General features: G+C 70.1%; 13 protein-coding genes. 6 read left to right on the forward strand and 7 right to left on the reverse strand.

Annotated elements, in window-relative coordinates:
* Positions 1 to 27: 27 nt before the first annotated feature.
* Positions 28 to 1311 (reverse strand): adenylosuccinate synthase, encoded by a 1284-nt coding sequence (locus ACFYXF_RS48275; RefSeq protein WP_389360089.1) that lies wholly within the window; start codon positions 1309 to 1311, stop codon positions 28 to 30.
* A gap of 196 nt (positions 1312 to 1507) precedes the next feature.
* On the opposite strand from ACFYXF_RS48275, the gene ACFYXF_RS48280 reads away from it, so the two are divergent.
* On the forward strand, positions 1508 to 2359 hold the full coding sequence (locus ACFYXF_RS48280; protein WP_389360091.1) for a diacylglycerol kinase: 852 nt from the start codon (positions 1508 to 1510) through the stop codon (positions 2357 to 2359).
* A gap of 160 nt (positions 2360 to 2519) precedes the next feature.
* Here the strand turns inward: ACFYXF_RS48280 and eutC are convergent, their stop codons facing one another.
* Both eutC and ACFYXF_RS48290 read right to left on the reverse strand, forming a co-directional pair.
* On the reverse strand, positions 2520 to 3332 hold the full coding sequence (gene eutC / locus ACFYXF_RS48285; protein ID WP_389360093.1) for an ethanolamine ammonia-lyase subunit EutC: 813 nt from the start codon (positions 3330 to 3332) through the stop codon (positions 2520 to 2522).
* A 73-nt stretch (positions 3333 to 3405) separates the two neighbouring features.
* Positions 3406 to 4812, reverse strand: coding sequence for an ethanolamine ammonia-lyase subunit EutB (locus tag ACFYXF_RS48290; protein ID WP_389360095.1), 1407 nt, complete (start codon positions 4810 to 4812; stop codon positions 3406 to 3408).
* Between the two features lie 144 nt (positions 4813 to 4956).
* On the opposite strand from ACFYXF_RS48290, the gene ACFYXF_RS48295 reads away from it, so the two are divergent.
* Positions 4957 to 6474, forward strand: a complete 1518-nt coding sequence (locus ACFYXF_RS48295; RefSeq protein WP_389360097.1) for an APC family permease — start codon at positions 4957 to 4959, stop codon at positions 6472 to 6474.
* A 138-nt stretch (positions 6475 to 6612) separates the two neighbouring features.
* On the opposite strand, the gene ACFYXF_RS48300 is transcribed toward ACFYXF_RS48295, so the two are convergent.
* Positions 6613 to 7122, reverse strand: a complete 510-nt coding sequence (locus tag ACFYXF_RS48300; protein WP_389360099.1) for a GbsR/MarR family transcriptional regulator — start codon at positions 7120 to 7122, stop codon at positions 6613 to 6615.
* A 73-nt stretch (positions 7123 to 7195) separates the two neighbouring features.
* Between ACFYXF_RS48300 and ACFYXF_RS48305 the strand changes: the two genes are divergently transcribed.
* From ACFYXF_RS48305 to ACFYXF_RS48315, 3 genes are all read left to right on the forward strand, one after another.
* Entirely contained in the window at positions 7196 to 8101 is a 906-nt protein-coding gene (locus ACFYXF_RS48305) for an ATP-binding cassette domain-containing protein (RefSeq protein WP_389360101.1), read from the forward strand.
* A complete protein-coding gene (locus ACFYXF_RS48310) occupies positions 8098 to 9711 on the forward strand; it encodes an ABC transporter permease (RefSeq protein WP_389360103.1) in 1614 nt (537 codons plus the stop codon). The genes ACFYXF_RS48305 and ACFYXF_RS48310 overlap by 4 nt, the downstream gene beginning before the upstream one ends.
* A gap of 70 nt (positions 9712 to 9781) precedes the next feature.
* Complete coding sequence (locus tag ACFYXF_RS48315) at positions 9782 to 10036, forward strand: hypothetical protein (RefSeq protein WP_389360105.1); 255 nt, start codon at positions 9782 to 9784, stop codon at positions 10034 to 10036.
* A gap of 11 nt (positions 10037 to 10047) precedes the next feature.
* On the opposite strand, the gene ACFYXF_RS48320 is transcribed toward ACFYXF_RS48315, so the two are convergent.
* The gene (locus ACFYXF_RS48320; protein WP_389360107.1) at positions 10048 to 10644 is read right to left on the reverse strand and encodes a Uma2 family endonuclease; all 597 of its coding nucleotides are present in this window, start codon (positions 10642 to 10644) and stop codon (positions 10048 to 10050) included.
* 96 nt (positions 10645 to 10740) lie between these two features.
* Positions 10741 to 11967, reverse strand: a complete 1227-nt coding sequence (locus ACFYXF_RS48325; protein ID WP_389360110.1) for a cytochrome P450 — start codon at positions 11965 to 11967, stop codon at positions 10741 to 10743.
* A gap of 142 nt (positions 11968 to 12109) precedes the next feature.
* On the opposite strand from ACFYXF_RS48325, the gene ACFYXF_RS48330 reads away from it, so the two are divergent.
* Positions 12110 to 13243: a lipid II:glycine glycyltransferase FemX gene (locus ACFYXF_RS48330; RefSeq protein WP_389360112.1), complete on the forward strand. Its 1134-nt coding sequence runs from the start codon at positions 12110 to 12112 to the stop codon at positions 13241 to 13243.
* A 15-nt stretch (positions 13244 to 13258) separates the two neighbouring features.
* Here ACFYXF_RS48330 and ACFYXF_RS48335 read toward each other — a convergent pair whose 3' ends face one another.
* The gene (locus ACFYXF_RS48335; RefSeq protein ID WP_389360209.1) at positions 13259 to 13699 is read right to left on the reverse strand and encodes a VOC family protein; all 441 of its coding nucleotides are present in this window, start codon (positions 13697 to 13699) and stop codon (positions 13259 to 13261) included.
* Positions 13700 to 13706 lie beyond the last annotated feature (7 nt).

A 13706-nucleotide genomic window follows, 5' to 3' on the forward strand; every position in this document is an offset into this window, starting at 1 on the left:
CCGTAGGACGGGGTGCCCCTCATCTACTTAGATGAACGAGTTGACCTCGATCGTCTCCGTGCGGCCCGGGCCGACGCCGATCGCCGAGATCGGGGCGCCCGACATCTCCTCCAGGGCCTTCACGTACGCCTGGGCGTTCTTCGGGAGGTCGGAGAAGGACTTCGCCTTGGTGATGTCCTCGGACCAGCCGGGGAGGTTCTCGTAGATCGGCTTCGCGTGGTGGAAGTCGGTCTGGGAGTACGGGAGTTCCTCGACGCGCTTGCCGTCGATCTCGTACGCCACGCAGACCGGGATCTCCTCCCAGCCCGTCAGGACGTCGAGCTTGGTGAGGAAGAAGTCGGTCAGGCCGTTCACGCGGGTCGCGTAGCGGGCGATGACCGCGTCGAACCAGCCGCAGCGGCGGTCGCGGCCGGTCGTGACGCCCCGCTCGCCGCCGATGCGGCGCAGCGCGTCACCGTCCTCGTCGAACAGCTCGGTCGGGAAGGGGCCGGCGCCGACGCGGGTCGTGTACGCCTTGAGGATGCCGATGACCCGGCTGATCTTCGTCGGGCCCACGCCCGAGCCCGTGCACGCGCCACCGGCGGTGGGGTTGGAGGACGTGACGAAGGGATAGGTCCCGTGGTCGATGTCCAGGAGCGTGCCCTGGCCGCCCTCGAAGAGGACCACCTTGTTGTCGTCGAGGGCCTTGTTGAGGACCAGGACGGTGTCGGCGACGTACGGCCGCAGCCGCTCCGCGTACGTCAGCAGCTCCTCGACGATCTGCTCCGCCTCGATCGCGCGCCGGTTGAAGACCTTGGTGAGGAGCTGGTTCTTGCCGTCCAGCGCCGCCTCGACCTTCTGCGTGAGGATCGACTCGTCGTAGAGATCCTGGACCCGGATACCGACCCGGTTGATCTTGTCGGCGTAGGTCGGGCCGATGCCGCGCCCGGTCGTCCCGATCTTCCGCTTCCCGAGGAAGCGTTCCGTCACCTTGTCCACGGTGACGTTGTACGGGGTGATGATGTGAGCGTTACCGCTGATCAGGAGCTTGGACGTGTCGACGCCTCGCTCGTTCAGCCCGTTCAGCTCGGAGAACAGGACCGACGGGTCGACGACGACGCCGTTGCCGATGACGGGTGTGCATTCAGGTGTGAGGATTCCGGAAGGGAGGAGGTGCAGGGCGTACTTCTGATCGCCCACGACTACCGTGTGGCCGGCGTTGTTGCCGCCCTGGTAGCGCACCACATAGTCCACAGACCCACCAAGCAGGTCCGTGGCCTTCCCCTTGCCTTCGTCACCCCACTGAGCACCGAGCAGCACAAGTGCGGGCACGCGCGTACACCCCTTCCGGGCGGGGCATGTCCAAGGCCAGGGGCGTACGTGACAGAGCTTCTCGGCTCATGCCTCGTACACCGGCGACCCTCATCGGCCGCAACCCGTCGGACCCGGATGCCCCGGAATAGACGAAGCCCCTGGCGCAATAGCGCAAGGGGCTCTTGCACAAAGATGCTACCCGAGGAAGCGAGGCATGACCGAGGTGGCGACTTCCGACCAGCTCCTCGTGGTCATCGACCCGGTCGCCCGGCGGACGGACGGCGAGTCTGTACGAATCGCGAAAGACGTGCTCAGCGCGGGTGCGACCACAAAAGTGTGCCTCCCGGACGGCCCCGAGGAATTCGCCCGGGCCCTGTCGAGGAGGGGCTCGCGCCGACCGGTGGTGATCGGCGACGACAGGGCTCTGCTCCGTACGGTGGCCCTCCTCCACCGGCAACGGGAGCTGGCCGGATGTGCACTGTCGGTCGTCCCGGTGGGCGCGGCCGGCGTCCTCTCCCTGGCCCGCTCGCTCGGCGTCCCCACGGGCGCGGTGGCGGCGGCACGAGCGGTCCTGGAGGGCGCGGAGCGCCGCCTGGACCTGCTCGTGGACGACAGTGACGGGGTGGTGGTGGGGGCGGTGCGGATTCCGGCGATACGGGAGGTGGGTGTGGAGGTGGATGCCTCACCCCACCCCTGGCTGCGGACGTGCCAGTCGCTGGTACGGACCCTGGCGGCACGGCCGACCCGGGGTGCGCGGGTGGCTCCGGTACCCGGCCCCGGCCCGTCGCGACTCCGCGTCGAGGTGGACGGGGTGACCCTCGTCGACCTGGACCAGCCCGTGGAGGCGGTGACCCTGACCCCCGGGGAGGCCGGGGGCGCGCGGGTGGAGGTACGGCCGGTGTCGGTGGGTGCGGAGGCGTCTCCGCTGTGCGCGGTGGGGCGGCGGGTGACGGTGTCCGGGGCGGATTTCCGGTACCGGGCGGATGCGGGGGTGGTGTCCGGGCCGGTGCGGAGGCGGACGTGGGTGGTGCGGGAGGGGGCGTGGGGGTTGACGTTGCCGGGGTGAGGGGGGTGGGGGGGTGCTTTTCCTCGCCCCCGCCGCCCCTACCCGTCCCATCCTTCGGGGGCGCTGCCCCCGAACCCCCGCTCCTCAAACGCCGGAGGGGCTGGATGGTGCCGGCCGGGGGTGGTCTTTCAGCCCGTCCGGCGTTTGAGGACGAGGCCGTTCAGGCCGACAGCGGGGGTCTGGGGGCGGCAGCCCCCAGGGATGGGACGGGTAGGGGCGGCGGGGGCGAAGGCAGCTCGTCCTTCAGCCCCACCCCCGTCAGCCCCAACTCCCGCGCCCGCCCCATCAACCCCGCCAGCTTCGCCGCCGCCGTCTCGTACGTCAGGCCCAGCGGGGGCCGAATGTTGGACAGGCAGTTGCGGTCCGCGTCCGTGGTCGTGCCGGGGCGCGGGGCGTATGTCAGATACGCGCCCAGCGAGTCCGCCGCCGACATGCCGGGCCGTTCGCCGATCAGGACGACCACCATCGTGGCGCCCATGGCGTGGGCCACGTCGTCGCCGAGGGCCACCCGGGCCTGTTCGGCGAGGATCACCGGGGCCACCCGCAGCACCGGGTCCAGCAGTGCCGTCGTCGCCCGCACCATCGGCGCCGCATGCTCGTGCACCGCCCGGCTGGACAGACCGTCGGCCACGACGAACACCAGGTCCCAGTCCCCGCCGGGGAGGTGGGCACGGTCGATGTCGTCGAGCCGGCGCCCCAGGTCGGGGCGCTGGAGGTAGGTGAGCCGGTCACCGGCGGCGCTGCGGACCCGTACCGTCGGCTCGCCCGTCAGGCCGGCCGCGACCACCTCCGGGTCGAACGGCGAGTGCACCGCGTCCCGGGCGGCGGCATGCGCGGCCTGAAGTTCGAGGCGGTGGCGCGTGGGGAGGGCCGAGCCCGCGCGGCCCAGGCCGATCCTGGCCTGTGTGTGCCGACGTAGCGCCGCCCACATGGGCAAGTCGTCCGTCACCTCGGCCAATTGACGTTCCGTCATGTCACTCGCCCCACTCCGTACGAGCCTGCGCCCATCCGCAAGTCATCCGCCACCGCGGCCACTTGACGCTCCGTCATGCCGCCAGCTCCCTTCCGATCGCCGTCAGCGGATGCGCCGTACCCGAGACGTCCCTGATCGCACCCCGCTCGTCCAGCAGGCCGATCCCCTCCAACCAAGCCTCGAACTCCGGTGCCGGGCGCAGCCCGAGGACCTCGCGGAGGTACAACGCGTCGTGGTACGAGGCGGATTGGTAGTTGAGCATGATGTCGTCGCCGCCCGGGGTGCAGATCACGAAGGACGCGCCCGCGACTCCCAGCATCGTCAGCATCGTGGCGATGTCGTCGTCGTCCGCGTCGGCGTGGTTCGTGTAGCAGATGTCCAGGCCCATGGGCAGGCCGAGCAGCTTGCCGCAGAAGTGGTCCTCCAGGGCCGCGCGGAGGATCTGACGGCCGTCGTACAGGTACTCCGGGCCGATGAAGCCGACCACCGTGTTCACGAGCAGGGGGTCGTAGCGGCGGGCCACCGCGTACGCCCGTGCCTCGACCGTCTGCTGGTCCACCCCGTGGTGCGCGTCGGCGGACAGCGCGCTGCCCTGCCCGGTCTCGAAATAGAGGGCGTTCTGTCCGACCGTCCCCCGCTTCAGCTCCCCCGCCGCCGCATGTGCCTCGTCCAGCAGGCCCAGGGTCACCCCGAAAGACGCGTTCGCGGCCTGCGTACCGGCTATCGACTGGAACACCAGGTCCACCGGCGCCCCGCGCTCCATCAGGTCCACACTCGTCGTGACGTGGCACAGCACGCACGACTGCGTCGGGATCGCGTATCGCTGGATGACTCCGTCCAGCAGTTCCAGCAGGTCACGTACCGCCTTCGGGCTGTCCGTCGCCGGGTTGATGCCGATCACCGCGTCGCCCGAGCCCAGCAGCAACCCGTCCAGCAACGCGGCCGCGACACCCGCCGGGTCGTCCGTCGGGTGGTTGGGCTGGAGGCGGGTGGCCAACCGGCCCGGCAGGCCGATCGTCGAGCGGAAGGCCGTCACCACCCGTACCTTGCGCGCCACCGCGACCAGGTCCGCGTTCCCCATCAGCTTGGACACCGCGGCCACCATCTCGGGCGTGAGCCCGGGCGACACCGCCGCCAGCGACTCCGCGTCCGCCGCCTCCGACAGCAGCCACTCCCGGAACCCGCCCACCGTCAGCCCGGCCACCGGCGCGAAGGCGGCCAGGTCGTGCGTGTCCACGATCAGCCGGGTCACGTCGTCGTCCTCGTACGGAATCACCGGCTCGGCGAGAAATCGAGCCAACGGCACCTCCGCCAACGCCCAACGCGCCGCGACCCGTTCCTGCGCGGAGTCCGCGGCGAGGCCGGCCAGCCGGTCGCCGGAGCGCTCGGGGCTCGCGGCGGCGAGCAGACGCGCGAGGGAGTCGAAGCGGTAGCTGTGGCCGCCGAGGGAGGCGGTGTACGTGCCGGTGTTCGTACTCATGGCGGCGACCGTACGAGGCGCGTGTTGCCGTCAGATTTCTAAAGGTCTGGTTGACAAACATTTAACGCACGGAGACCCTTGACCGACTTATTTGGGCTACAGAGTTCCACCCCATCGACAGCACAACCAGGAAGGGGCCACCCGATGGCAGTGGACGAGGGCGTAGCCCCGGCGGAAAGTACGAGTACCGGCGACGACGGCACGGTTCACCGGCTGAAGCCGAACGCGATCGGGTTGCTCGGCGTGGTCTTCATGGCCGTCGCGACCGCCGCGCCGATCACCGCGATGACGGGCAACGTGCCCTTCATGGTGTCGGCCGGCAACGGCATCGGCGCCCCGGCGAGCTATCTCGTCGCAATGGTCGTCCTGGCAATCTTTGCCGTCGGATTCACCTCGATGGCGAAGCACATCACCTCCACCGGCGCCTTCTACGGCTTCATCTCGTACGGCCTCGGCCGCACGGTCGGCCTGGCCTCCGGGCTGCTCGCCACCTTCGCGTACGTCGTCTTCGAGCCCGCCCTGATCGGCATCTTCTCGACCTTCGCCACCGAGACCATCAAGGACCAGACGGGCGCCGACATCCCCTGGTGGCTGTTCGCGATCCTGATGCTCGCGATCAACGCGACGGGCACCTGGTTCGGCGTCTCGGTGGCCGAAAAGCTACTGGTCGTCCTGCTCGCCACCGAGGTGACGATCCTCGCCGCGATGGCCATCTCGGTCGCCCTCCACGGCGGCGGCCCGAACGGCTTCACGTTCGGCCCGGTCAACCCGGTCAACGCCTTCCAGGGCACCAGCGCGGGCCTCGGCCTCTTCTTCGCCTTCTGGTCGTGGGTCGGCTTCGAGTCGACGGCGATGTACGGCGAGGAGTCCCGCGACCCGAAGAAGATCATCCCCAAGGCGACGATGATCAGCGTCCTGGGCGTCGGCGTCTTCTACGTCTTCGTCTCCTGGATGGCCATCACGGGCAACGGCGAGAAGGAAGCCGTCGCGGCGGCCTCCTCCTCGAACCCCCTCGCCCTGTTCTTCAACCCCACCGAGCAGTACGTCGGCCACTGGGCGGTCGTCGTCATGCAGTGGCTGATGATCACCGGCTCGCTGGCCTGCGGCATGGCCTTCCACAACTGCGCGGCCCGCTACATGTACGCGCTGGGCCGTGAGGGCGTACTCCCCTCCCTCAAGAACACCATCGGCCGCACCCACGCCGACCACGGCTCCCCGCACATCGCGGGCCTGGTCCAGACGGTCATCAGCGGCGTCCTGCTGGCCGCGTTCTGGCTCGCGGGCAAGGACCCGTACACGGGTACGTACGTCCTGCTGGCCATCCTCGGCACCATGGCGATCCTCGTCGTCCAGGCCGTCTGCTCCTTCGCGGTGCTGGCGTACTTCCGCAAGAACCACCCGGAGAGCCGCCACTGGTTCCGGACGTTCACGGCACCGCTGGTCGGCGGCATCGCGATGCTCGCGGTGGTGGTGCTGCTGGTGTCCAACATGGGCGTCGCGGCGGGCACGGAGTCGGACTCCCTGGTCCTGAAGGCCACGCCGTGGCTGGTCGCGCTGATCGCGGCGGGCGGTATCGGCTACGCCACCTACCTGAAGCGCCGCTCGCCGGAGCGGTATGCGCTGCTGGGGCGGACGGTGCTGGAGGAGACGAAGGAGCGGTAGCGCTCCGCTGGGGGCGCCGTCTGGAGGCGCCGTCTGGGAACTGCCGTCGGGGAACTGCGGGCCGGCTGTGGCTGGTCGCGCCCCGGCGGCGGAGCCGCCTATCGACACAGCCCCGCGCCCCTTTGGGGCGCGTTTTTCTTATCCCTGGCCGAAGGTTCGGGCCCGTTCCTCTCTCCATCGGTCCATCAGCTTGGTCAGTTCGCCCTCCAGGTACTCGAAGAAGGCGAGCGTCTCGGCGATCCGCTGCCCGCCGGGAGTGTCGACGCCGAGGCTGTCGACGCCCACGCGCAGGGTCTGCCCCCAGCGCTTGAGGACGGCGTCGCGGTTGGTGATCGCCTCGTACCACTGGTCGCTGTGCACCCGGTACCGCTCGCGCCGCGAGCCCGGTTCGCGCTCCCTCGACACCATGTGCACCTGGGACAGATAGCGCACGGCGCCGGAGACCGCGGCGGGGCTGACCTGGAGCTGCTCGCCGAGTTCGGCCGAGGACATGGCACCGGCGTCGGACGCGAGCAGCGCGGCGAAGACACGGGCGGCCATGCGCTGCATCCCGGCGTCGACGAGCTGGGCGGCGAAGCCCTCGACGAACCTCGACACGGCTTCGGGGTCCCGCCCCGTTCCACTCTCCGCCGCACCCGATTCCGTCATAGGCAGAGCATAACCGTCATTCATACGCTTCCTTAACTTCACAAATTTCTGAAGTAAGCGTACGTTCGGAAACATGACGAAGGCCAGCCCCGCCCTAGAGGTGTCCGGACTCCACAAGTCGTTCGGCAGGACGCACGCCCTGGACGGTCTCGACCTCACCGTGGAGACCGGCGAAGTACACGGCTTCCTCGGTCCCAACGGCGCCGGAAAGTCCACGGCCATCCGGGTCCTCCTCGGCCTGCTGCGCGCCGACTCGGGCACCGCGCGCATCCTGGGCCGGGACCCTTGGGCGGACGCGGTGGAGGTGCACCGCCGGATCGCGTACGTCCCCGGCGACGTCACCCTGTGGCGCAACCTCTCCGGCGGCGAGGTCATCGACCTGTACGGCAGGCTGCGCGGCGGACTCGACAAAGGGCGCCGGGCGGATCTGATCGAACGGTTCGAGCTGGACCCGACGAAGAAGGGCCGCACGTACTCGAAGGGCAACCGCCAGAAGGTCGCGCTGGTGGCGGCGTTCGCGTCGGACGTGGACCTGCTCATCCTCGACGAACCGACGTCGGGCCTGGACCCGTTGATGGAGGAGGTCTTCCAGCGCTGTGTGGAGGAGGAGCGGGACAGGGGCCGTACGATCCTGCTCTCCTCCCACATCCTCAGCGAGGTCGAGGAGTTGTGCGACCGGGTCAGCATCATCCGCAAGGGCCGCACGGTGGAGACCGGCTCACTGGCCGCCCTCCGCCACCTCACGAGGACGAGCATCACGGCCGAACTGGCGGGCACACCCAACGGGTTGGCACACCTGCCGGGCGTCCACGACGTCGACGTACAAGGCCTGCGGGTCCAACTCCAGGTGGACACCGACAAGTTGGACGCCGTACTGCGCTCGCTCACCAAGTCGGGCGTACGGTCCCTGAGGTCGACGCCACCGACGCTGGAGGAGCTGTTCCTGCGCCACTACCAGGACGAGACGGTGACCCGATGACCGCCCTCACATCGGCCCCGGCGGTATGGAGGACCGTCGGTTCGCGCCAACTGGCGGGCACCGGAGCCCTGGTGCGCTTCAACCTGCGCCGCGACCGCGTGATGGTCCCGATCTGGGTGGCGGTGACGGCCCTCCTGGTCCTCTCCCTCCCCGGCTCCCTGGAGAGCGTGTACTCCACCCCCGCCGAACGCGCCGACATCGCCCGCCGGATGCTCACCAACAGCTCGCTCCGGGCCACGTACGGCCCGGTGTTCAGCGACTCGATCGGCGGCCTGACCGCCTGGCGCATCGGCGGCTACGCGGCGATCCTCGCCGGCGTCATGAGCCTGCTCGTCGTCGTACGGCACACCCGCGACGAGGAGGAGAGCGGACGCCAGGAACTGATCTCGTCGGCGATGGTGGGCCGCAGGGCACCGCTGACTGCGGCCCTGCTGACAGCCCTGGTCGCGAACGCCACCCTGGCACTGCTGATCGCAGCGGGCCTGGCGGGCCAGGGCACATCCGGCGCACTCGCCCTGGGCCTGGGCATCGGAGGCGTGGGAACGGCGTTCGCCACGCTCACGGCGATCGTCGCGCAGTTCACGGAGAGCGCGCGGCTGGCGAAGGGCCTGACGGGTGGCCTGCTGGGCGTGGCGTTCGTGCTGCGCGCGGCGGGCGACTCCGCGACGAACGACGGCTCGTCACCGCTGACTTGGATCTCACCGATCGGCTGGCTGGAGAACGTACGGCCGTTCGCGGACGAACGCTGGTGGGTACTGGGGCTGTTCGTGGCCGCGACGGCGGTTCAAGGCTTCCTGGCCTACGAGTTGGCGGGCCGCAGGGATGTGGGCATGAGCTTCGTCGCGGCCCGCCCCGGCCCGGCGACCGGCCGACTGGGCACGGCGGGCGCGCTGGCCTGGCGGCTGCAACGGGGCTCCGTGTTCGGCTGGAGCGCCGGGTTCCTCGCGGCGGGGACCGCCTTCGGCGGGCTGACGAAGGGCGCGGCGGACCTGGTCGGCGACAACGCCAAAACCCGGGAGATCATCGAGCGGATGGGCGGCCAGTCGGGCATCGAGGACGCGTTCCTGGCCACGATGGTCGGCATGTTCGGCATGGTGGCGGCGCTGTACGTCGTGTCGTCGGTACTCCGGCTGCACACGGAGGAGACCTCGCAGCGTGCGGAGCCGATCCTCGCCAACGCGGTGGGCCGACTGCGCTGGGCCGGCGGCCACCTGGCGATCGCCTTCGGCGGCACGGTCCTGATCCTGCTGCTGAGCGGCCTGGGCCTGGCCCTCGGCTACGGCGCCGAACTGGGCCCGATCCTCGGCGCGAGCCTGGTACAGGTCCCGGCGGTATGGGTCCTGGGCGGCCTGGCGGTCCTGCTGCACGGGGTGTCACCCCAACTGTCGGTCGGAGCCTGGGGTGTTGCCGGGTTCGCGCTGCTGGTGGGCTGGATCGGCCCGGCACTGGACGTACCGCAGGGCGTGCTTGACCTGTCACCGTTCGGACATCTGCCCAAGTTGCCGGGCGAGGAGATGAGTTGGCCGCCGCTGCTGATCCTCACGGGGGTGGCGGTGGGGCTGGTGGGTGCGGGGTTGGTTGGGCTGCGGCGCCGGGATCTGAGCGCATGAGAGGCCACCTCCGGCCGCACCTGAGGTGAGAACCGGAACCCCCGGCGACCCGCCCGCGTCCTTCGCAGACATGGGACAACGCGCACAGGCCGCCGGAGGATGTCTGACCGTCGCTCTCGGGGTGGGCGTGGGGCTGGTGGTGTGGTTCGTCAGGGCTCAGGGCCGGGTCCGGCGCTTCGAGCAGGGCCCCGACTGGAGCGTCTTCTACGCCGAGCTGCCGCTGCTGACCCTCGCCGGAACCGCCACCGGCCTGACCGCCTGGGCTCTCGTACGGGCCCTCGGCGCCCGGCTCAGAGCTCGACGCTCAGCCCCTCCAACCCCCTGATCACAGCATTCTCAGTCGACGTACTGCCTGAGTTCCTCGGTGTCGAGTGCGATGCCGATGGGCTCGGGGAGCGAGAGCTTCGCACCGAACGGCTTCTTGTCGGTGCTGCGGTAGCCGACGCCCGGTGCCGGATCGCCGTACAGCGTCACCGAGCAGTCGTCGCGGTCGATCAGCAGGTAGTACGGGATCCCGGCGTCGGCGTAGCCGAAGGGCTTCTCCTCGCGGTCACGCCGGTGGGTGTCCGCGTCGTAGGAAGTCACCTCGACCGTCATGATCACACCGTTGGTGTCGGCCCAGTCCCCCTTTCCCGCGAACGTTCCCCGGGGCGCGAGCACGGCGTCCGGGAGCGCCCGGCCCTTGCGGTACTTCTCGATCCGCAGGCCCAGTTCCCCGCCTCCGTACAGCCACAGACCGGTACCGGCCAGCAGGCAGCACTCCTGCAACCACCTGATGACCTCGCTGTGGTTGCCGTCCGTCATGCCCTTGATCCCGATCCGTCCGTTGATGAACTCCAACCTGACGGCTTCGAACTCCCTGGCCACGAATGCAGCGAGCTTCTCGAATTCCTCTACGGTCATCGGGGACATGTGCTGCGCCATAACCGTCATGGTGCCCTCCTTCTCAGGCGCGCACCAGCTTGCCGAGGTCATGGGCGTGCTGTTCCCGGTTCGACCGGCTGATCATCCGAACGAGTGATCAGCCCGTTATCTCCGCCCCACCTCGACGCTCAGCCCCTCCAACCCCCTGATCACAAAGTTCGGCTTCCGCACCGGATCCGTCGCCAACCCCAACGTCGGCGCCCCCCGCAGCAGCGCCCCCATCGACGCCGCCAGCTCGATCCGCGCCAGTGGAGCCCCGATGCAGTAGTGAATCCCCGCGCTGAAGGAGATGTGCGGGTTCTCCGTCCGGGTCAGGTCCAGCACGCCCGGGTCCGCGAAGACCTCCGGGTCGTGGTTGGCCGCGCCGAACAGCAGCGCCACCTCACTCCCCCTCGGGATCACCGTCCCGTCGATCTCGATCTCGTCCAGCACCCAGCGTTCGAAGAGCTGGAGCGGGGTGTCGTACCGCATCAGCTCCTCTACGGCGGAGGGGATCAGGGAGTGGTCCGCGCGCAGGGCCGCCAGCTGGGCGGGGTTGCGGAACAGGGCCCACCAGCCGTTCACCGTCGCGTTGACCGTCGCCTCGTGGCCCGCGTTCAGCAGGAGCACGCACGTCGAGATCATTTCCTGTTCCGTCAGGCGGTCGCCCTCGTCGTACGCGGCGATCAAGCCCGAGATCAGGTCGTCGCCGGGTTCGGCGCGGCGGGTCGCGATCAGGTGTCGCAAGTACTCCGTGAACTCCTCCGACGCCCGTACCGCCCTCGCCGCCGTGTCCTGCGACGGGTTCAGCTCGTACATGCCGCAGATGTCCGCCGACCAGGGGCGCAGCGGGGCGCGGTCGGCCTCCGGGATGCCCAGCATCTCCGCGATCACCGCCACCGGGAGCGGCTCCGCCACATCGGTGAGCAGGTCGCCGCCGCCCGCCTTCACCAGGTCGGCCACCAGCTCGCCCGCCAGCCGCTCCACGTACGGCTTCAGACCCTCGACCGTCCTCGGCGTGAACGCCTTCGACACCAGGCGGCGGATACGGGTGTGGTCCGGCGGTTCGAGGTCCAGCATGCCGTGGTCGTTGAGGGTGTGGAACGGCTCGTGCTCCGGCGGGGGCGCCGTACGGCCGAAGTCCTCGTGGGTGAAGCGGTGCTGGTAGGTGCGGCCCAGGCGGCGGTCGCGCAGCAGCGTCGAGACGTCCGCGTGGTGCGGGACCAGCCACTGGTTCGTGGGTTCGTAGTACACGACCCTGCCGCGGGCGCGCAGCTCCGCGTACGCGGGGTACGGGTCCGCGACGAACGCCGGGTCCCACGGGTCGAATGCGAGGTCGGAAGCAACTGCCATGCACGGACGCTAGCCCGAGCCACCCCCACCTGACCAGGAAAGGTGTTCGGGTTCCCGTCGGTGAACCTTCTCCCGTGAACCCTTGACCCACCAGGTGATCCCCGGCTTACGGTGGCCGCCCCCGAACAGGAGTACCCCACCCATGTCCAGCCTGTACGTGCGGGAGATCACGCGCGAGGAACATCTGGCCCATCTCCGGCTGCGTCCCGACGCCAGCCATCTCCAGATCCCCGAGTGGGGCGGCGTGAAGCCCGACTGGCTGCCGGAGAGCATCGGCTGGTTCGAGTCGGACGGCACTGAGCTGGTCGCTGCCGCCCTCGTCCTCTACCGGCCGCTGCCCGGCACCCGGCGCTACCTCGCCTATCTCCCCGACGGGCCCGCCATCGACTGGCGGACCCCTCGGCTGGAGCGCTGGCTGGATCCGCTCGTCGCCCACCTGGAGCGCATCGGGGCGTTCTCGGTACGGATCGGGCCGCCCCTCGTCGTACGGCACTGGGACGCGGCCACCGTCACGGCGGGCCTCGCCGACCCCGACGTACGCCATCTGCGCGAGCTGCCCGCCGCCGGTATCGACGGCTACGCGCTCGACGCCGCCGAGCGGCTGCGGCGGCTCGGGTGGCGGCCCTGCGACGAGGGCGACGACAGCGGTTTCGGCCTCGGGCAGCCGCGCTACGGCTGTCACATACCGCTCGCCGGACGCTCGGTCGACGATCTTCGCGACGCCCTCGCACCGCACTGGGAACAGTCCCTGCGTACGGCCGAGACCGCGGGCGTCCAGGTCTCGTGGGTCTCGGACGACGACCTGCCCGAGTTCCACCGCCTGTACACCGCGACCGCCGCCCACGACGGCTTCAAGGCCCGCCCGCTGGACTACTTCCGGCGCATGTGGCGGGCCCTGAACAGCGAGGACGAGGACCGGCTGCGCCTGTACGTCGCCGAGTACGAGGGCGAGGTCCTCTCCGGCGCGCTCATGATCAACGTCGGCTCACGGGTCTGGCACTCGTACGCCGCCTCCGGCTCCCGAGGTCGCCAACTGCGGCCCAGCAGCGCGCTGTTGTGGCGGATGCTGTGCGACGCACAGGCGGCGGGCGCCGAGACGTACGACCTGCGCTCCATCACCCCCGCCCTCACCGAGGACCGCCTCCTCGGCCGGCTCCACTTCAAGACGGGCGCCGGCGGCCAGGCGGTGGAGTACCTCGGCGAGTGGGAACTCCCGGTGGGCAGCCAGGGCAAGATGCTGCGGAAGGCGCTGGGGCTCTATCTCGGCCGCAGATGACCCGCCCCGCCCTGCCTAGTCGCCGAAATCGGGGATCGTCACCGAACCGTCCGCCGCCAGCGGGAACCCCGGGTTGTGCGCGACCTCCCACGCGTGGCCGTCCGGATCGACGAAGGCCCCGGAGTAGAAGCCGACCGCGTTGACGACCGCCGGTTTGGTGACGGTCCCGCCGGCCCGTTCCGCCGCCGCGAGCAGGGCGTCGGCCTCCGCGTCGGAGCGGACGTTGTGGGCGAGCGCGATCCCGCCGAAGCCGCCTGCCGCCGCCTTCTCTCCGGGCTCCAGTCCGCAGTCGACCGCGAGCTTGTCCCGGTCCCACAGGACGAACCCCAGCCCACCCGCCTGGAAGAAGACCGTCTCCTCGACCTCCTGTCCCCGCCAGCCCAGAGCCTCGTAGAAGGCCTTCGCGCGGGCCAGATCGGCGACGCCCAGCGTGATCAAGGTGATGCGCTGCTCCATAGCCATT

The organism is Streptomyces sp. NPDC002680 (genome assembly GCF_042889145.1).
In the GTDB taxonomy this organism is placed as follows: Bacteria; Actinomycetota; Actinomycetes; order Streptomycetales; family Streptomycetaceae; genus Streptomyces; species Streptomyces adonidis.